Origin of the sequence: Burkholderia sp. KBS0801 (assembly GCF_005937855.2) — a bacterium.
Classification (GTDB): domain Bacteria; phylum Pseudomonadota; class Gammaproteobacteria; order Burkholderiales; family Burkholderiaceae; genus Burkholderia; species Burkholderia ambifaria.
Map to the genome: position 1 here is coordinate 799503 of NZ_CP042177.1, position 18333 is coordinate 817835.

Below are 18333 nucleotides of genomic sequence, written 5' to 3' on the forward strand. Positions count from 1 at the left end.
GCCGTGGCTGGCTATCGGGGCGGCGCGACACGGTGTCGCGGCCCGTTTACGCGTCGTGCGTTCGGTCAGCGGCCGGGCGGCGTCGCGGCGGGTGTCGAGTCGGAGAGGCCGTCCGCTGCGGAAACGCCGGGCGACGGCGACGATCCGGCGCTTGCCGCACGATCGGCGACCTGCGTGGCCGGCGCGTCCCAGCCGTTTTCGAACAGGCACGCGTCGATCGGCATCCGCGCGGCCCAGCGCTCCTCCTCGAGCATCGGCTTCGCATAGAACGCATCGACATGCCCGATGCACAGCACGGCGATCGGCTTCGCGCCAGCTGGCATGCCGAGCAGCGTGCGCAGCGCGCCGACGTCGAACAGCGACACCCAGCCCATCCCGAGCCCTTCGGCGCGCGCGGCGAGCCACATGTTCTGGATCGCGCACGCGGCGGACGCGAGGTCCATCTCCGGCAGCGTGCGGCGGCCGAACACGTGGCGCTCGCGATCGTCGGTCAGCGCGACGACCAGCAATTCGCCGCATTCGCGCACGCCTTCGACTTTCAGCCGCATGAATTCGTCCTGCCGCTCGCCGAGCGCGTCGGCGGTCGCGCGGCGCTCGGCCTCGACCAGCGAATGGATCTCGGTGCGCAATGCGGCGTCGGTGATGCGGATGAAGCGCCACGGCTGCATGAAGCCGACGCTCGGCGCGTGGTGCGCGGCGCGCAGCAATCGCGCGAGCGTGGCCGGATCGACGGGCGCCGGCGTGAAGTGGCGCATGTCGCGCCGTTCGAAGATCGCGCGGTAGACCGCGGCAATGGCGGAGTCGTCGAAACGCATGGGCGGCAGAAAGCAGGGGAGGTCGGCGCAACGATAGCAGACGCGGCGCGTGCGGCGTTACATCAGTCGAAACAAAATGGCGAATCGTTGACGATCGCGCGCGCCGAACGCGCGATGCCGTGGGTCAGCGCCCGGCCGTGACGACGTTGGTCGGCGTGCCGGCGTGCCATGCCTCGATGTTCAGCAGCGTCGTGTGCGCGATCTCGGCGAGCGCCTCGCGCGTGAAGAACGCCTGGTGCGACGTGACGATCACGTTCGGGAACGTCAGCAGGCGCGCGAGCACGTCGTCCTGCAGCGGCAGGTCGGAATGATCCTCGAAGAAGAGGCCGCTTTCCTCCTCGTACACGTCGAGCCCGAGATGGCCGAGCTGACCGCTCTTGAGCGCGTCGACCAGCGCCTGCGCGTCGACGAGGCCGCCGCGGCCCGTATTGATCAGCATCGCGCCGTGCTTCATCCGCGCGAGCGTCTGGGCGTTGATCAGATGGTGCGTCGACGGCAGCAGCGGGCAGTGCAGGCTGACGATGTCGGCGTGGTGCAGTAGCTCGTCGAGCTCGACGTAGCGCGCGCCGAACGCGATCAGCTCGTCGTCGTACGGCGGCATCGAGTGCGCGAGCACGTGCATCCCGAAACCCATCATGATCTTCGCGAACACGCTGCCGATCAGGCCGGTGCCGATCACGCCGACGGTCTTGCCGTGCAGGTCGAAGCCGAGCAGGCCGTTCAGCGAGAAGTCGCCTTCACGCGTGCGCGCGACCGCGCGCGGCAGCCGGCGGTTGAGCGCGAGGATCAGCGCGACCGCGTGTTCGGCCACCGCATGCGGCGAATAGGCCGGCACGCGCACGACCGCGATGCCGAGCCGCTCGGCGGCGGCCAGGTCGACGTGGTTGAAGCCGGCCGAGCGCAGTGCGATCAGGCGCGTGCCGCCGTCGGCGAGCCGTTCGAGCACGGCTGCGTCGACGGTGTCGTTGACGAACGGACACACGACTTCATAGCCGTGCGCGAGGATCGCGGTTTCCGCGTCGAGATGGGACGGCTGGAAGTGCAGCCGATAGCCGAACTGCCGGTTGGCGGCGGTAAACGATTCGTCGTCGTACTGCCGGCTGCTGAACAGGATCACGCGCACGCTGCACCTCCAAGGGCTGACGCGTGCAGTTTACTGCAGGCCCGTCTGCCGGCCCGTGACGAGATCGACGCGATCGGGCGTGCGCAGGAAGCTGTAGCCGCTTGGCTCGCGGGCCGCCTGCACGCCGAAATGCTCGAGCGCGTGCTCGATGAAGCTGCGCGTGCGGGCCGGCACGTACTGCCGGTTCGGGTAGACGAGCGACAGCTGCGCGTCCGGGTCGTCGATCTGGTAGGCGGGCAACAGCCGCACGAGCGTGCCGGTGGCGAGCGCGTCGGCGACGCACGGCTCGGGCAGCACCACGATGCCGGACCCGGCGACGGCCGCCGCGTGCACGAGCGCCAGCTGGTTGACCGTGCAGGTCGGGCGTACCGTGATCGAATGCGTTGCGCCGTCGTGGCCGACCAGCCGCCACGCGGGCGCATGCTGGTGCGGCGCGAGTGCGACCCAGTCGTGGCCGGGCAGGTCGTCGGGCGCGCGCGGCTCGCCGCGCCGTTCGAGATACGCGGGCGCCGCACAGGCGACGAACGGGGCCGACGGGAGTGCGTGGCCGATCAGCGTCGGGTTGCCGTCGAGCCGGTTGCCGGTCACGATGCCGACGTCGTAGCCCGAATCGAGCACGTCGAGCGGCCCTTCGGCGACGGTGAGCTGCACGCGCAGCTCGGGGTAGCGGTGCCGGAAGCTGCTGACGAGCGGCGTCAGTGCGAGCGGCGACAGCAGGCCCGACGCGACGACCCGCAGCGTGCCGGCCGGCTCGCGCACCGCATGCGCGACGGATGCCTCGAGATGATCGAATTCCTCGAGCAGCGCGCGGCAGCCGTCGAGGTAGCGCAGCCCGGCCTCGGTCAGCGACAGGTTGCGGGTGGTGCGGTGGATCAACCGCGTGTTCAAGTGAGACTCGAGCATCGCTATCGAGCGCGTGACGAGCGCATTGGACACGCCTAGATGGTGCGCCGCGCGGCGGAAGCTCTGCTGCTCGGCGACGCAGACGAACACACGCATGGTCTGAATCTGGTTCATGGCTCGCGAATTTCTGGCCCGGTTGATTGATATCGATTGTGATTTTTCGTTGCACGACCTGGAAAACCGTCGCGCGACACCCGGTTCTCCTTCGTATCGAAAAATCGGTTTTCCATTCTGCAGACGATTGTTCATTATGGAAGCGTTATCCGTCAACCTGCGAGAAAGGTCGGCTTGCGTAAAATCGAAATCACGGGTATCGCTTTAACGAATCGGGGTCGCGGGGGTGCGGCCGGGATAGCCTGTGGCGTATTGAATCGGGGCGCCTCTGATTTGAAATGTTTGTCATTTAAATCAGGGTGTTATGCGTGAACCGTGGTGGCTTGATCCGGTAATAGGTGAAATCGCTCACCAATAGATGCCACGATAATGGATGTTTTTGCGCAGATCGCAGTTTTCGTGGGTCGATTCCACCTGCGCGATTTTTGGCGTGATGACCGGTATTCCGGCCGATACATGCACCATGCTGAAGCCGGGAATCCGGCACTCGTCTCGATATTGCCGGGAAAATCGCGGCGATCGAACCCCAGATGGAACCGTTTCGCATGCGCACGGCAATGCCGCGGCAATATGGAATCCGGTCGTCCAAAGGGTCCGCAGCCGGTGGCCCGGTCCGTCCACCGGGCCACCGGCACGCTGTCCGGCCGCCGGTGCCTCTTGCGCGCGGCCGCGGAACGCGGAATGATCGATCAGTTCGCCATGCCGCGCGGCGGGCGACCTCCGTGCGTTTTCCCTCCTCCACTTTTGCCTGCCATGTCCATCGATTACTCGCCGATTCCCTGTCCCGTCGTCGTGCCGCTCGACGCGATCCTGCCCGAAGAACCGCTGCTGATGATGGGGGCCGGCCCGGTCCCGATCCCGGCCGCCGTCGCGAAGGCGAACACGATCGTGATCAACCACCTCGGCGCGACGATGGCGAAGATCATCGAGCAGGTGAAGGAGATGGCGCGCTACGTGTTCCAGACCCGCACGAAATGGGTGCTTGGCGTCGCCGGCCCCGGCTCGGCCGCGATGGAAATGGCGATCTCGAACCTCGCGTGGCGCGGCACGCGCGTGCTGTCGATCCGCAACGGCTTCTTCAGCGCGCGGATGGCCGAGATGGCGACGCGCGTCGGCGCCGACGTCGCGACGCTCGAAGTGGCCGACCGCGCGGTCGCGAGCCTCGACGAGATCGCGGACGCCATCGCGCGTGAGCGGCCCGAGATCGTCACGATCGTGCAGGGCGAGACGTCGAACACCGTATGGAATCGCGAACTGCGCGAGATCGCGGCACTCGCGAAGGCGGCCGGCGCGCTGGTCGTGGTCGATGCGGTGTGCACGCTGTCGACGATGCCGCTCGAAATGGACGCGTGGGGCATCGACGCGGTGATCACCGGCGGCCAGAAAGGGCTGTCGTCGATCCCCGGCGTGTCGCTGATCGCATTCTCCGACGCCGCGTGGAACCGGATGAAGCAGCGTCCGGAGCCGAACGCGCACTGGTGCCTCGACATGGCGCTCGCGGAGAACTTCTGGCACAACGCGGGCTATCACTACACGGCGCCGGTGTCGGGCGTGCTCGCGCTGCACGAGGCGCTGCGCCTCGTCTGCGCGGAGACGCTCGAAAGCCGCTTCGCGCGCCACCTGCGCTGCTCGCTCGCGCTGCAGGCGGGCGTCGAGGCGATGGGGCTCACGCTCTACGCGCCGAAAGAGTGCCGGCTCAATTCGGTGGTCGGGATCGAGACGCCCGAGGGGCTTACGCCCGGGATGGTGTGCGGCCATATCTCGAAGCAGTACCAGGTCGAGATCTCGGGCTCGTTCGGGCTGCCGATCGTGCGGATCGGGCAGATGGGCGAACAGTGCCGCGAACACAACCTGTTCCGCACGCTGCATGCGTTCGGCCGCACGATGGACGATCTGAAGGTGCCGGTCGACCTGCCGGCCGGCGTGGCCGCGCTCGAGCAGGAACTGTCGCGGCGGGGCGGGTAAGCGGGGGGCGAGGGCGCCCGATGCGCGCGGCGGCGCCGGCCGTCGAAAGGCGCGCGGGCCTCAGCCGCCCTGCATCGCGCGCCGGTACGCGTTCGGCGTCGTGCCGTGCGCGTCGCGAAAGCGATGGCTGAAGTGGCCGGCGTTCGCGTAGCCGCATTCGGCCGCGACCTGCGCGAGCGGCAGCGCCGTCGTGCGCAGCAGCAGGCGCGCCCGCGCGAGCCGCTGCTCGGCCACCCACGCGTGCGGCGCACGGCCGAACGACAGCCGGAACATCCGCGAGAAGTGGTATTCGGACAGCGCGGCGACGTTCGCCAGTTCGCCGAGCGTCAGCGGCTGCGACAGATAGCTGTCGATATAGTCGCGCACGCGGCGGCGCACGGCCGGCGCGAGCCCGCCGCGGAACGGCACGTCGGTGCGCGTCGTGCTCTGGCCGCGCAGCAGCAGGCTCAGCACGTCGTGCGCGGCCTCGTTCGCGCGCAGCCGGCCATCGGCATCGTCCCAGCGCTCCAGCGCGAGCGAACGGAACTGGGCCGCCACGCGCGCATCCTCGAAATAGGTGCGGTCGGCGAGCTTCAGCTCGCGCGGCTCGCGATCGAGTTCGCGGATCGCGCGCTGCGTGAAGTGCTCGGGCAGGAAGTACAGGTGGATGAAGTGCATCTCGCCGCGCACCCACCAGCGCGATTCATGGTCGCCCGGCAGCGCGCACAGCAGGCTCGGCGCGCCGTAGCGCGGCACGCGTTCGCGCTCGGTCCGGTAACCGCCGTCGAGATAGCACGACAACGTGTGGTGGCCGGGCTGTTCGTAGATCGTCTCGCTTTCGTCGGTGATGCGCGTCCATTCGGCGATCGCGAGATGGTCGCCGAGCCACGTGAAGCGCTCGAGCGTCGCGTTCGCCTCGGCCAGCGTGCGGCACACCGACTGCAGGCCGAACGGCATCGCGCCGCCGGCAAGGGCGGTCGAATGGTCGACGGGTGGGGCGTAGAGGGGTGAACTCATGATGCGACGAGTATAAGCGGGCGCGACGCGCGCCGTGCGGCGCCGCCCAAAAGACCGCAATTCCGGACAATCCGCGCGGGCGGGGCGGCGGCATAGTCGGAGCCCGTTCTCTCGTTTCGCGTCGTTGCCGCCATGAATCTGTCGCTTTATTTCGTCACCGTGCTGATCTGGGGCACCACCTGGATCGCGATCAAGTGGCAGCTCGGCGCCGTGCCGCCGCCCGTGTCGATCGCGTGGCGCTTCTGGCTCGCCGCCGCCGTGCTGTTCGCGCTGCTGCGCGTGATGCGCCGGCCGGTGCGTCCGCCGCGCGAAGCGTGGCGCTACCTCGTCGCTCAGGGCTTCGCGCTGTTCTGCGTCAATTTCCTGTGCTTCTACTATTCGGAGCAGGTCGTGCCGAGCGGCCTCGTCGCCGTGATCTTCTCGACCGCGCCGCTGCTGAATTCGATCAACGGCCGGCTGTTCATGGGCCGCCCGCTGCGGCCGTCCGCGATCGCCGGCGCGCTGCTCGGGCTGACCGGCATCGCGTGCCTGTTCTGGCAGCAGATGGCCGGCCACCTCGACGATCACGCGACCTGGACGGGCCTCGCGATCGCATTCGCCGGCACGATGTGCTTCTCGGCCGGCAACCTGCTGTCGAGCCGGATGCAGTCGATGGGCCTGCACCCGCTCGCGACCAACGGCTGGGCGATGCTGATCGGCGCGGCGATCCTCACGGTCGGCAGCGCGGCGGCCGGGCTGCCGTTCACGATCGACCCGAGCCCGCGCTACCTCGGCGCGCTCGTCTATCTGGCCGTGCCCGGCTCGGTGATCGGGTTCACCGCGTACCTGACGCTGGTCGGGCGGATCGGGCCGGAGCGGGCCGCATACTGCACGGTGCTGTTCCCGATCGTCGCGCTGGCCGTGTCGACGGTCTTCGAGGGCTATCAATGGTCGCCGCTCGCGGTGATCGGGCTGCTGCTCGTGCTGGCCGGCAATCTGGTCGCGTTCGATTTGGCGCGGCGATTGTTTCCGAGGACGGCGCGAGCCTGAGCGCATGGCCGCGGGCCGGCTGATCGGGTTGGCGCGGTAGGCTCTGATTTCGCTTCAGGGCTGCGCTGGATCCGCCGGTTGGGTCAGGAGGGGATGAAGGGCACGCAGGCGCATGCGGGGGAAGGCGCTGCTGCGATTCTCGATGTCGAAACGGCCGGTGGCGCAGTGCCGTCGGCGCGGCGACCATGCCTGACCCCGATCGCGCGGAGCCGAACCGCTCGGTGAGGGGCGCCGCCGCGTGCCGGCGTCACCCCAAGCTACCCGCGTATGGCGGGACTTCAATCTATTGCTGCGTTGAACGGCGTGGCCGGTGGCGCGACACGGCTCACGCCGCCGCGCCGCTCCCCGCGACGCGCGCCTGCCGCTGATACAGCACCATCGACAGCGCGACACCCGCCGCCGCGGCCACGGCCGCGAACAGGAACACCTGCGGATAGCCGAACGCGCCCGCGATATAGCCGGCGAGCGGGCCGGTAATGCCGAGCGACAGGTCGAGGAACACCGAGTACGCGGACAGCGCCGCGCCGCGGCTCGCGGGCGGCACGAGCGCGACGGCCTCGACGCCGAGCGCCGGGAAGATCAGCGCGAAGCCGAAGCCGGTCAGCGCGGCGCCGGCGAGCGCGACGTGCGGCACGGGCGCGAGCCACAGCAGCAGGAGACCCGAGCATTCGAACGCGAACGACACGATCGCGACGCGGAAGCCGCCGTAGGTCTTGATCGTGTTCGCGAACAGCAGGCGCGCGCCGATGAACAGCGTGCCGAACACCGTCAGCGACAGCGCGGCGTTGGGCCAGTGGCGCGCCGCGTAGTACAGCGTGACGAAGGTCGCGATCGAGCCGAAACCGGCCGAGCCGAGCGCGAGGCCGAGGCCGTGCGGCAGCACGCGGGTGAATACGCTCGCATACGACATCCGCTCGCCATGCACGAGCGGCACGGCATCGATCAGGCGTGCGAGGTAGAAGCCGATCGCGGCGAGCGCGATCACGAGCACGCCGATCAGCGCCGGGTTCAGCGTATGCGCGATCGCCACGCCGACCGGCGCGCCGAGCGCGAGCGCGCCGTAGGTCGCGATGCCGTTCCACGAGATCACCTTTGCGTTGTGCGCGACGCCGACCCGGCCGATGCCCCACAGGATCGCCCCCGTGCCGCACAGGCTTTCACCGACACCCAGCACGAGCCGGCTCGCGACCAGCAGCACGAGGCTCGCGACCGGCCAGTGGGCCAGCAGCAGCGCGACGAGCAGCAGCACGCCCGACACGCCGCAGCCGATCAGCCCGCGCAGCACCGTTTGCTTCGGCCCGAGCGTATCGGCGAAGCGCCCCGCGAGCGGGCGCGATGCGAGCGTCGCGAAATACTGGACGCTGATCGCACCGCCCGCGACGATCGCGGAAAAGCCGAGATCGTCGTGGACGAAGCCCGGCAGCACGGCGAGCGGCAGGCCGATGGTCAGGTAGCAGATGAACGTGAAGCTGACGACGGACACGATTTGCAGCGTGACGGCGAACCCGCTGCGCGGCGGTGTGGCGGAATCGGTTGACATGGGGTCGGAACGAATGAGCGAAGCGGAGCGGAAGTTGGCGTAAAACGGAATCGGGATTTTCCCATGGAACCGGTTTTCACGCAGGTACCGCTTAGTTAAGCGCAACCCGTTTCGTCGCCGACGGAGGGCCGGCGGACGAGCGCGAGCCGACCCGGAACGCACGCGGGGCAACGCGCGAGCGGGGCCGCCGGGCGGCTTTGTCGCTCATATCGCGGCAGTTATATGGGCCGCATGCGTGATGGGCTATGGGTTGGGAAATTTGATGGTGATAGCGTGCAAACTGTCAGAGAAACGTTGGTCGAGCGCTCCGCGCAGGCCGCCTTGCCCCCCTTGAAGAACGACAGAGACATGAGTGAGCCGATCCGCTTCTACCATCGTCACGCGGTCCGCGAAGTCAGCGGCGCGGACGTCACCCGCACCGTGCTGCAGTACCTGCGCGAGGATGCACACTGCACCGGCACCAAGGAAGGCTGCGCGGAAGGCGATTGCGGCGCGTGCACGGTCGTCGTCGGCGAGCTGACCGACGCGGGTACGGTCGCGTACAAGGCCGTCAACGCGTGCATCCAGTTCCTGCCGACGCTCGACGGCCGCGCGCTGCTGACGGTTGAAGACCTGCGCCAGCCGGACGGTTCGCTGCACCCGGTGCAGCAGGCGATGGTCGATTGCCACGGGTCGCAATGCGGGTTCTGCACGCCCGGTTTCGTGATGTCGATGTGGGCGCTGTACGAGAAGCACGGCCACGAAGGTTGCGGCAGCGCCTGCGCGAAGGCGAAGGACGTGCCGACGCGCACCGAGATCGCCGATGCGTTGACGGGCAACCTGTGCCGCTGCACCGGCTATCGCCCGATCGTCGACGCGGCCGTGCGGATGTTCGACGCGGCCGGCGAAGGTGCGACCGGCGAAGGTGCGGCCGGCGAAGGTGCGACCAGCGAAGGCGCGTCGCAGCCGGTGGCCCCGGTCGACACGGCCGCGCTTGCCCGCACGCTCGCGTCGCTCAAGCGTGACGACACGTTCGACTACACGACGAGCGACGGCGCGCGCTTCGCGGCGCCGCGCACGCTCGACGCGCTGGCCGCGCTGAAGATCGAGCGGCCCGACGCGCGCATTCTCGCCGGCAGCACCGACATCGGCCTGTGGGTCACCAAACAGATGCGCCGGCTCGACGACCTGATCTACGTCGGCCAGATCGCCGAACTGCAGCGCGTCGCGCACGGTGACGACTGGATCGAGATCGGCGCGGGCGTGACGCTCGAGAACGCGTACGCGGCACTCGCCGGCACGTATCCGGAGCTGACCGAGATGTGGAAGCGCTTCGCATCGCTGCCGATCCGCAACGCGGGCACGATGGGCGGCAACGTCGCGAACGGCTCGCCGATCGGCGACTCGATGCCGGGCCTGATCGCGCTCGGTGCGCGCGTCGTACTGCGCGGCGGCGACACGGTGCGCGAGCTGCCGCTCGAGGCGCTCTACACCGGCTATCAGCAGAAGGACATGGCGCCGCACGAATTCGTCGTCAGCCTGAAGGTGCCGACCCGCACCGGCGCGCGCACGAAGCTGCAGTTCCGCACCTACAAGGTGTCGAAGCGGTTCGACTCCGACATCTCGGCCGTGTGCGCGGCGTTCGCGTTCATCGCGGACGGCGACACGATCCGCGAGCCGCGCGTCGCGTTCGGCGGGATGGCCGCGACGCCGAAGCGCGCGACGCACACGGAAGCCGTGCTCGACGGCGCGCAGTGGCACGAAGCCACCGCGCAGGCCGCGATGCAGGCGCTCGAGCGCGACTACCAGCCGCTCTCCGACATGCGCGCGACGAGCACGTATCGCCTCGATACCGCGAAGAACCTGGCGTATCGATTCTGGCTGGAGACGCGCCCGCACGACCCGCTGCCGCCGCAAGCCGTGAGTGTGCGTGAAGTGGCCGCCGAAGCCGGCGCCGACGCCGACGCGCGCGTCTGAAGACGGAGAACACCGAACATGAACCAGCAAGCAGAGCCGTTCCTGAACACCCTCGACCAGCAAGCCGACGCCGCGCAGGTGCACATCTCGCGTCCGCACGAATCCGCCCATCTGCACGTGAGCGGGCGCGCGACCTACACCGACGACATCCCGATCGTCGCCGGCACGCTGCACGCGGCGCTCGGGTTGTCGGCCAAGCCGCACGCGAAGATCGTGTCGATGAACTTCGACGCGGTGCGCGCGACGCCGGGCGTGGTCGCCGTGTTCACGGCCGACGACATCCCGGGCGTCAACGACTGCGGCCCGATCATCCACGACGACCCGGTGCTCGCGAAAGGCATCGTGCAGTTCGTCGGCCAGCCGATGTTCATCGTCGTCGCGACGTCGCATGACATCGCGCGGCTCGCCGCGCGCCGCGCGCAGGTCGACTACGAGGAGCTGCCCGCGATCCTGACCGCGCAGGAGGCGCGCCAGGCCGAAACCTACGTGATCCCGCCGCTGAAGCTCGCGCGCGGTGACGCGGCCGCGCGCCTGGCCGCCGCGCCGCATCGCGAGTCGGGCGAGATGCTGCTCGGCGGCCAGGAGCAGTTCTACCTGGAAGGGCAGATCGCCTACGCGGTGCCGAAGGACGACGACGGGATGCACGTGTACTGTTCGACGCAGCACCCGAGCGAAATGCAGCACCTCGTCGCGCACGTGCTCGGCGTCGCGTCGCACAACGTGCTGGTCGAATGTCGCCGGATGGGCGGCGGCTTCGGCGGCAAGGAATCGCAGTCGGGCCTGTTCGCATGCTGCGCGGCGCTCGCCGCATGGAAGCTGCTGTGCCCGGTGAAGCTGCGCCCTGACCGCGACGACGACATGATGATCACCGGCAAGCGGCACGACTTCCATTACCGCTTCGACGTCGGCTACGACGACGACGGCCGCCTCGACGGCGTCGCGCTCGAGATGACGTCGCGCTGCGGCTTCTCGGCCGACCTGTCGGGCCCGGTGATGACGCGCGCGGTGTGCCACTTCGACAACGCGTACTGGCTCGGCGACGTCGACATCGCCGGCTACTGCGGCAAGACCAACACGCAGTCGAACACCGCGTTCCGCGGCTTCGGCGGCCCGCAGGGCGCGTTCGCGATCGAGTACATCCTCGACGACATCGCGCGCGCGCTCGGCCGCGATCCGCTCGACGTGCGCTACGCGAACCTGTACGGCAAGACCGAACGCAACGTGACGCCTTACGGGCAGACGGTCGAGGACAACGTGCTGCAGGAACTGCTCGGCGAACTCGAGACGACGAGCGACTACCGCGCGCGGCGCGCGGGCGTGCGCGACTTCAACGCCCGCAACACGGTGCTGAAGAAGGGCATCGCGCTCACGCCGGTGAAGTTCGGCATCGCGTTCAACGTCACGCACTTCAACCAGGCCGGCGCGCTCGTGCACATCTATACCGACGGCTCGGTGCTCGTGAACCACGGCGGCACGGAGATGGGGCAGGGGCTCAATACGAAGGTCGCGCAGGTCGTCGCGCACGAGCTCGGCATCCGCTTCGGCCGGATTCGCGTGACGGCGACCGACACGAGCAAGGTCGCGAACACGTCCGCGACGGCCGCGTCGACCGGCTCCGACCTGAACGGCAAGGCCGCGCAGGATGCGGCGCGCCAGCTGCGCGAGCGGCTTGCGGTGTTCGCGGCGAAGCAGTTCGGCGACGGCAAGGTCGATGCGGCCGACGTGAAGTTCGGCAACGACTTCGTGTGGGTCGGCGGCGCGAGCGTGCCGTTCGGCGAGGTGATCGCGAAGGCCTATCTCGCGCGCGTGCAGCTGTGGTCCGACGGCTTCTATGCGACGCCGAAGCTGTACTGGGATCAGTCGAAGCTGCAGGGCCGGCCGTTCTACTACTACTCGTACGGCGCGGCCGTGTCGGAAGTCGTGATCGATACGCTGACGGGCGAGATGCGCACGCTGCGCGTCGATGCACTGCACGACGTCGGCGCGTCGCTGAACCCGGCGCTCGACATCGGCCAGGTCGAAGGCGCGTTCATCCAGGGAATGGGCTGGCTCACGACCGAGGAACTGTGGTGGAACGCGGGCGGCAAGCTGATGACGCACGCGCCGTCCACGTACAAGATCCCGACCGTCAACGACACGCCGCCCGAGTTCAACGTGCGGCTGTTCCAGAACCGCAACGTGGAGGACAGCATCCATCGTTCGAAGGCCGTCGGCGAGCCGCCGCTGCTGCTGCCGTTCTCGGTGTTCTTCGCGGTGCGCGACGCGATTGCCGCGGTCGGCGACTACCGGGTGAATCCGCCGCTCGACGCGCCGGCCACCGGCGAGTCGATCCTGCGTGCGGTGAACGCGGTGCGAGCGGCGAGCGCCGCGCGGGCAGGCTGAGATGGAACGACGCCCATGCCCACTTCGTTCGCTGCTTCCCGAGGAGGCGGTCAGCCTCCTTGGGGCGGCCCGGCGGAGGCTGACATGAACGGACCTGCTCCCTCGCCGCATGCCGCGTCGCATGCATCCGTCGCCGGGTGCGACGGCGCGTGCGGCGCATCACCCGCGCAGACGTTCCCTCAGGGCAGCGGCCGGCGCAACCGCGCGAGCGCCGCGCCGCCGCCGATGCACATCGTGCTGTTCGGCGCGGGGCACGTCGGCCACGCGCTCGTCACGCTGCTCGGCGCGTTGCCGTGCGTCGTCCAGTGGGTCGACACGCGCGACGAGCTGTTCCCGGACGAATGTCCGCCGAACGTGCAGCCGGAGCCGACCGACACGCCGGAGGCCGTCGTCGACGCGGCGCCGCCCGGCACGTACTTCCTGGTGATGACGCACAATCACGCGCTCGACTTCTCGCTCGCCGCGCAGATCATGCGGCGGCGCGACTTCGCGTACTTCGGGATGATCGGCTCGCGCACCAAGCGCGTGAAGTTCGAGCGCCGGCTCGCCGCGCGCGGCGTCGATCCGGCGCGGCTCACGGAGATGGTGTGCCCGATCGGCATCGCGGGCATCGTCGACAAGGCGCCCGGTGCGATCGCGGTGGCCGTTTGCGCGGAACTGCTGCAGGCGCGCTCGGGGACGCCGGTGGCCGACGTGAAGGCGGCCGCGGCCGGCCGCGTGCGCGACGACGCGAGCTGCGCGCGGTAACGACGAGGGCCGCTGCACCCGACGCGTGCGCGCGTTTTTGCCTACACTGCACGGATCGCGCGGCATCGGGCCGCGCGTCTTTCGTGCAGGTTCCATGTCCGATCATCAGGTCTATCTCGACGCGCTCGATGCGAGCCTCGTCGCCATCGAGCGCTGGCTGTCCGGCGCCGATACCGCGCCCGCGGCGCTCGATGCGCTGCTCGCGCCTTTCTCCGCCGATTTCACGATGATCATGACCGACGGTCGCGTGTTCGACCATGACGGCATGCGCGCGCTGTTCGCGAAGCTCAGCGGCGCGAAGCCGGGGCTGCGCATCGCGCTGTCGGACATCCGCGTGCTCGCGGCCGACGCGTCGCATGCGGTGCTCACCTATCTCGAAGCGCAGCAGGCGGCGTCGGGCGAACTGCCCGCGCGCCGCGCGACCGCCGTGTTCGAACGCGACGCGGCAGGCGTCGTGCGCTGGACCCATCTGCAGGAAACCTTCTGCACGGCGTGAGCGGCCGCGTCGCATGCGCGCGCGCGGGCCGCGCCGCGCGGGTCAGCGCTTGCGGCCGCGCGCGGCGGTCAGCTCGTCGGATACGCTCTGCATCAGCGCGCACAGCCACGCGATGTCGGTCGGCCGATCGGGCTGCGGGTGCGTGAGCAGGTAGCTCTTGATGCGCGGGAACGGCACGGGCGGCGTGACGACGACGAGCGGCAACAGCTGCGCATAGTGCGTCGCGAAGCGGCGCGTCGTCGTGAAGATCAGGTCCGACTGCAGCAGCACCTGCGGCACGATCCCGAAGTACGGCAGCGTGGTTACGATCCGCCGCGTGAGGCGCGCGCGTGCGAGGCCGATCTCGATCGCGTTGCGCTTGTCGCCAGTGTACGGCGTCGGCGCGACGTGCGCGGCCGACGCGTACGCTTCGCGCGTGAGCGGCTCGCGTGCGAGCGGATGCGCGTCGCGCATCAGGCACACGATCGTGTCGGAGAACAGGTCCTGCCGCGCGAAGTGCGGGTCGGGCTTCGGCCAGTTGCCGATCACGAGGTCGAGCGCGCCCGATTCGAGCGCCCCCGCGTGGTCGAGCGCGGGATTCAGCGAGTCGATTTCCAGATGCGCATGCGGCGCCGCGTCGCGAAAGCGCTCGATCAGCGTCGGCATGAAGAAATCGTTCAGGTAATCGGGCGCGGCGACGCGAAACGTGCGCCGCGCGGAAGACGGGTCGAAGTCGCCGTGCGGTGTCGCGATGAAGTCGACCTCGCGTAGCGCGCGCGACGCTGCACCGAGCAGCGACGCGCCGTATTCGGTCGGCACCATCCCCGACTTGCCGCGCACGAGTATCGGGTCGTTCAGCGTCTCGCGCAGCTTGCGCAGCGCGGTGCTGATCGCGGGCTGGGTCTGGTTCAGCCGCAGCGCGGCCTGCGTGACGCTGCGCTCGAGCAGCAGCGTGCGCAATACGCGCACGAGCCAGATATCGAGGGAGGCGGTACGGTCGTCGTCTTCCATCGGGGCGGGCTGGTTCGGGGAAGCGTAACCTTACCGCAGCCGCGCGTCGCCGTGCGTGATACCGGCCATCACACGCGGCCCTTCGGCAGCGTGCTGATCCGCTTGACCTCGCGCGACTCGAGCCAGTTCGGCGTGCGCGCGCAGTACAGCACCATCGGCAGGGCATCCTCGCCCCAGAACAGCTGCTGGTTCATCCAGAAGGTCGGGACGCCGAACACGCCGAGCGCGATCGCGTCGTCGGTGTTGCGGCGCAACTGCGCGCTCGTTTCCTCGAATTCGATCAGTTCGTCGCCGTGGCTCACGCCGACGCGTTCGCACAGCGCGGCGAAGCCGTCCGGCGTCGACGGATCGTTGCCGTCGTGCCAGATGAAGCGGAACATTTCCAGCACGGTCGCGATATCGGCGCGCAGCGCGAGCGCGAGGCGCAGCACCTTGTCGGAATCGAACGGATGGGCGGGCGGCATCTTGAAGCGGATGCCGAGCTGTTCGGCGCGAAACAGCGCGTGGCGGTACGTGAACACGCGCTTGGCCGGTACTTCGGCGCTCGGGCGTTGTCCCCAGTGTCGCTGCAGGTCCAGCAGCGACACGGCGACGGGTTCGAACGGCACGTCCGGCCATTTGTCGAGCTGTTCGAGCAGCAGGTAGGAGAACGGCGACACGAAGTCGTAGAACCACGCGGGTTGGGCAGTATCGAGGCCGGTTGTCATGGCGATCTCCAGAGGGTGGGGCGTGCGCGCCTGGCGGCGGCCTTCATGTTGCGCGGTGGCGCGGATGCAGCAATGATCGCGGATCGGCCGCTTACGCGGAACCGGGAGTCGCCCGGGGGGGCGCGCCGGCCGGCGGCGACGCCTCCGCGGTTCGCGCCGTCGCGGGTGGGCCGGCGCCGGGCGTACCCGACGTGCCGGACGTGCCGGATGCGCCCGACGCGGCGTCGTGCTCGTGCGCGGTGAGGCGCTCGCGCACGAAGCCGATGTGCTCGCGCAGCACGTAGAACTGCCCCGCGTACGCGAGCGGCATCTTCATCCGGTTCACGGCTTCCTCGATGTCGTCGAGCTCGTCGAGCAGCTGGACACGCTCCTCGGCCGTATGCTCGCCGAGCGCGCGGCGCTCGAGCGCGATCAGCGCGCCGTACCAGCGGTAGATGCGCGAACGCACGCGCCAGCCGTACAGCGACGGCACCAGCCGCAGCCCGGGAATCAGCACGACGATCAGCGGCACCAGCACGACGAGCATCCGGTCGACCAGACTCGCGACCCAGAACGGCAGCCGCCGGTACAGGAAGGTCTTGCCCGACTTGTAGTAGCGCGCCGCGTCGTCCGACAGCGGGAAGCCGCGCGTGACGGCCGACGGGAATTCGCCCGCGTGCTGCAGGATCGTCGCGTGGCCGTGCACCTCGCGCGCGGCCTCGATCAGCAGGTCGGACAGCGCGGGGTGCAGCGTGTCGCGCGCGACCAGCTCGATCGTCGGCGCGACCGTGTGGATGTCGGCGGGCGGCAGGTTGCGGCCGAGATCGTAGACGCCCATCGGCAGCGTGATCGCGGTCAGGTACGGAAAGCGCCGCGCGTACGCCTCGGCCTGCGTGAACGAGTACACGTGCACGCCCGGCGCGCGGAACAGCTTCGCCATCACCGGGATCTGGGTCGAGTCGCCGGACAGGAACGCGGCGTCGATCTTGCCGTCGAGCAGCGCGGTCGCGGCGTCCTCGCCGGCGGTCGGCAGCAGCTCGGTCGCGCCGCCCGGCACGATGCCGTTCATCTTCAGCAGCGCCAGGCTCAGTTCGCGCGCGCCGCTGCCTTCCGCGCCGAGCGCAAGGCGCTTGCCCTTGAAGTCCGACAGGCGGGCGACGATCGGGCCGCGGTACATGATCGCGAGCGGCACGTAGCCGATGCTGCCGAGCGAGACCAGGTGCTCGTCGCGCTCCTTCGGCCCGATGCCGCTCTGCACGAAGCCGACGTCGACCGGCGCGTTCGGGTTCGACAGCCGCTCGAGGTTCTGCGCCGATCCTTCGGACGACTCGACGTCGAGCGTGACGCCGTTCTTCGCGAGGATCGCCTTGTATTTCTGCGCGGCGTTCCAGTAGGTGCTGCCGGGCGGCCCGGACGAAATCACGAGCGTGGACGGCGGCGCCGGCTGGATCAGCTTGACCGCGAGCCAGACCGCCGTGCCCGCGAGCAGCACGGTGGGGCCGATCGACAGCGCGAGGTCGCGCCACGACACCGCGACGAAGCGGGCGAGGATGCGGCGGGGCGGGCGAGGGCTGGCTGGCTTCATGGCGGCGGCGGATGACACGGGTGTGACGCATCGATGACGGCGGGCTCGGACGCTGCACGCGATGCATGGTCTGGCGGCGATGGTACCCGGTTTCCCCCGACGTGCGCGAATCCTCCGCCGTGTCGCGCGGGCTTGCCCGGCCGGCCACGACGGCCGGCGGTGTGCGGCGGCGCTCGCCCGCGCGTCAAAAGCTTTGCGCTTCGGCGGGCGCTGGATTACATTGTGCGACGCAGCCGCGCCCGATTCGCGCGCGACCCGGCACGCAATGAGACCGGGCGCGTCCGGCCGGCGGCTGCCCGGCCCGGCCGGCCCGCATTCGCGCGCGCCGGTTGCCGGCCCGTGTCGCCTCTCTCGCATCGCCGTGGAAATCATCGGCCGTCCCGCCCGTTCGCGCGCGGGCCGGCTGCCATTGGGGGTATCCGGCCGTACTGTGCACGGCCGTTCAGGAGTTACAAGGAGATAGCATGAAGTCGATCGTGTTGAGAGCGTTGGGTGTTGCGGCCGTGGCGGCCTGTCTGACGGGCAGCGTATACGCGCAGTCCAGCGATACGGCGGCCACCGAAGCGCCGGCCGCGGCAGCGAGCTCGCCGAAGGCGGCGGCCAAGACCGCGAAGAAGGCGAACCGCAAGCTCGGCTACGCGGTGCGCAAGGCAATCACGAAGGCAGGCGGCATCGACGTGGCGAACCTCGTCGTGCGCTCGAAGGGCGGCGCGATCACGCTGGAGGGCACGGTGCCCGACCAGGCACAGATCGACAAGGCGGAAGAGGCAGCGAAGGGTGTGAGCGGCGTGACGTCGGTCTCGAACAAGCTGACGGTTCAGCAGCAATAATGCCGGGCGGGCGGCGCGCGAGTGCCGCCCGCGCCTGCTTTCAGACGGGCCCCGGCATGCCGGGGCCCGTTTGCGCCGCAGCGTGCCCCAGCTGTCGCTGCGCGCCAGCCCGCCGGGAGAGCATCTCCCAGCGGGACTGCCTTCGGGGCGGAATATCAGGAGCGGCCCGGTGTTTT

General features: G+C 69.4%; 15 protein-coding genes. 7 read left to right on the forward strand and 8 right to left on the reverse strand.

Going from position 1 to position 18333, the window contains the following annotated elements:
* Window positions 1-65 precede the first annotated feature (65 nt).
* The 3 genes from bluB to FFI87_RS03905 all read right to left on the reverse strand — a co-directional run bounded on the left by bluB (window position 66) and on the right by FFI87_RS03905 (window position 2955).
* The gene (gene bluB, locus FFI87_RS03895; protein ID WP_138848183.1) at window positions 66-815 is read right to left on the reverse strand and encodes a 5,6-dimethylbenzimidazole synthase; all 750 of its coding nucleotides are present in this window, start codon (window positions 813-815) and stop codon (window positions 66-68) included.
* Window positions 816-939: 124 nt separating this feature from the next.
* On the reverse strand, window positions 940-1938 hold the full coding sequence (locus tag FFI87_RS03900) for a 2-hydroxyacid dehydrogenase (protein ID WP_126227232.1): 999 nt from the start codon (window positions 1936-1938) through the stop codon (window positions 940-942).
* Window positions 1939-1968: 30 nt separating this feature from the next.
* Window positions 1969-2955, reverse strand: a complete 987-nt coding sequence (locus tag FFI87_RS03905; protein WP_138848182.1) for a LysR family transcriptional regulator — start codon at window positions 2953-2955, stop codon at window positions 1969-1971.
* Window positions 2956-3708: 753 nt separating this feature from the next.
* Between FFI87_RS03905 and FFI87_RS03910 the strand changes: the two genes are divergently transcribed.
* Complete coding sequence (locus tag FFI87_RS03910; protein WP_012363197.1) at window positions 3709-4920, forward strand: pyridoxal-phosphate-dependent aminotransferase family protein; 1212 nt, start codon at window positions 3709-3711, stop codon at window positions 4918-4920.
* 60 nt (window positions 4921-4980) lie between these two features.
* Here the strand turns inward: FFI87_RS03910 and FFI87_RS03915 are convergent, their stop codons facing one another.
* Complete coding sequence (locus FFI87_RS03915) at window positions 4981-5916, reverse strand: helix-turn-helix domain-containing protein (RefSeq protein WP_034176762.1); 936 nt, start codon at window positions 5914-5916, stop codon at window positions 4981-4983.
* A gap of 132 nt (window positions 5917-6048) precedes the next feature.
* Here FFI87_RS03915 and FFI87_RS03920 point away from each other — a divergent pair, with 132 nt between their 5' ends.
* Window positions 6049-6945 (forward strand): DMT family transporter, encoded by an 897-nt coding sequence (locus FFI87_RS03920; RefSeq protein WP_138848181.1) that lies wholly within the window; start codon window positions 6049-6051, stop codon window positions 6943-6945.
* A 325-nt stretch (window positions 6946-7270) separates the two neighbouring features.
* On the opposite strand, the gene FFI87_RS03925 is transcribed toward FFI87_RS03920, so the two are convergent.
* The gene (locus FFI87_RS03925; RefSeq protein WP_012363199.1) at window positions 7271-8485 is read right to left on the reverse strand and encodes an MFS transporter; all 1215 of its coding nucleotides are present in this window, start codon (window positions 8483-8485) and stop codon (window positions 7271-7273) included.
* Between the two features lie 348 nt (window positions 8486-8833).
* Between FFI87_RS03925 and xdhA the strand changes: the two genes are divergently transcribed.
* The 4 genes from xdhA (at window position 8834) to FFI87_RS03945 (ending at window position 14066) form a co-directional block, all read left to right on the forward strand.
* A complete protein-coding gene (gene xdhA, locus FFI87_RS03930; protein ID WP_138848180.1) occupies window positions 8834-10441 on the forward strand; it encodes a xanthine dehydrogenase small subunit in 1608 nt (535 codons plus the stop codon).
* A gap of 18 nt (window positions 10442-10459) precedes the next feature.
* Window positions 10460-12823 (forward strand): xanthine dehydrogenase molybdopterin binding subunit, encoded by a 2364-nt coding sequence (xdhB, locus tag FFI87_RS03935; protein ID WP_138848179.1) that lies wholly within the window; start codon window positions 10460-10462, stop codon window positions 12821-12823.
* A gap of 84 nt (window positions 12824-12907) precedes the next feature.
* Window positions 12908-13570 carry a xanthine dehydrogenase accessory protein XdhC gene (gene xdhC, locus FFI87_RS03940; protein WP_012363202.1) on the forward strand — a complete coding sequence of 221 codons (663 nt, stop codon included), beginning with the start codon at window positions 12908-12910 and terminating at the stop codon, window positions 13568-13570.
* A gap of 94 nt (window positions 13571-13664) precedes the next feature.
* Window positions 13665-14066: a polyketide cyclase gene (locus FFI87_RS03945; protein ID WP_138848178.1), complete on the forward strand. Its 402-nt coding sequence runs from the start codon at window positions 13665-13667 to the stop codon at window positions 14064-14066.
* 42 nt (window positions 14067-14108) lie between these two features.
* On the opposite strand, the gene FFI87_RS03950 is transcribed toward FFI87_RS03945, so the two are convergent.
* The 3 genes from FFI87_RS03950 to FFI87_RS03960 all read right to left on the reverse strand — a co-directional run bounded on the left by FFI87_RS03950 (window position 14109) and on the right by FFI87_RS03960 (window position 17327).
* On the reverse strand, window positions 14109-15056 hold the full coding sequence (locus FFI87_RS03950; protein WP_006752403.1) for a LysR family transcriptional regulator: 948 nt from the start codon (window positions 15054-15056) through the stop codon (window positions 14109-14111).
* Between the two features lie 68 nt (window positions 15057-15124).
* Window positions 15125-15763, reverse strand: a complete 639-nt coding sequence (locus FFI87_RS03955; protein WP_006752404.1) for a 2-hydroxychromene-2-carboxylate isomerase — start codon at window positions 15761-15763, stop codon at window positions 15125-15127.
* Between the two features lie 91 nt (window positions 15764-15854).
* Window positions 15855-17327 (reverse strand): TAXI family TRAP transporter solute-binding subunit, encoded by a 1473-nt coding sequence (locus FFI87_RS03960; RefSeq protein WP_138848177.1) that lies wholly within the window; start codon window positions 17325-17327, stop codon window positions 15855-15857.
* Between the two features lie 464 nt (window positions 17328-17791).
* On the opposite strand from FFI87_RS03960, the gene FFI87_RS03965 reads away from it, so the two are divergent.
* Window positions 17792-18157, forward strand: coding sequence for a BON domain-containing protein (locus tag FFI87_RS03965; protein WP_006759602.1), 366 nt, complete (start codon window positions 17792-17794; stop codon window positions 18155-18157).
* The last annotated feature ends 176 nt before the right edge of the window (window positions 18158-18333 follow it).

Bases quoted from the DNA above. Each gene is read 5' to 3' on its own strand.
- bluB (WP_138848183.1), bottom strand. From the start codon at position 815: ATGCGTTTCGACGACTCCGCCATTGCCGCGGTCTACCGCGCGATCTTC.
- FFI87_RS03905 (WP_138848182.1), bottom strand. From the start codon at position 2,955: ATGAACCAGATTCAGACCATGCGTGTGTTCGTCTGCGTCGCCGAGCAG.
- FFI87_RS03910 (WP_012363197.1), top strand. From the start codon at position 3,709: ATGTCCATCGATTACTCGCCGATTCCCTGTCCCGTCGTCGTGCCGCTC.
- FFI87_RS03915 (WP_034176762.1), bottom strand. From the start codon at position 5,916: ATGAGTTCACCCCTCTACGCCCCACCCGTCGACCATTCGACCGCCCTT.
- FFI87_RS03920 (WP_138848181.1), top strand. From the start codon at position 6,049: ATGAATCTGTCGCTTTATTTCGTCACCGTGCTGATCTGGGGCACCACC.
- FFI87_RS03925 (WP_012363199.1), bottom strand. From the start codon at position 8,485: ATGTCAACCGATTCCGCCACACCGCCGCGCAGCGGGTTCGCCGTCACG.
- xdhA (WP_138848180.1), top strand. From the start codon at position 8,834: ATGAGTGAGCCGATCCGCTTCTACCATCGTCACGCGGTCCGCGAAGTC.
- xdhB (WP_138848179.1), top strand. From the start codon at position 10,460: ATGAACCAGCAAGCAGAGCCGTTCCTGAACACCCTCGACCAGCAAGCC.
- xdhC (WP_012363202.1), top strand. From the start codon at position 12,908: ATGAACGGACCTGCTCCCTCGCCGCATGCCGCGTCGCATGCATCCGTC.
- FFI87_RS03945 (WP_138848178.1), top strand. From the start codon at position 13,665: ATGTCCGATCATCAGGTCTATCTCGACGCGCTCGATGCGAGCCTCGTC.
- FFI87_RS03950 (WP_006752403.1), bottom strand. From the start codon at position 15,056: ATGGAAGACGACGACCGTACCGCCTCCCTCGATATCTGGCTCGTGCGC.
- FFI87_RS03955 (WP_006752404.1), bottom strand. From the start codon at position 15,763: ATGACAACCGGCCTCGATACTGCCCAACCCGCGTGGTTCTACGACTTC.
- FFI87_RS03960 (WP_138848177.1), bottom strand. From the start codon at position 17,327: ATGAAGCCAGCCAGCCCTCGCCCGCCCCGCCGCATCCTCGCCCGCTTC.
- FFI87_RS03965 (WP_006759602.1), top strand. From the start codon at position 17,792: ATGAAGTCGATCGTGTTGAGAGCGTTGGGTGTTGCGGCCGTGGCGGCC.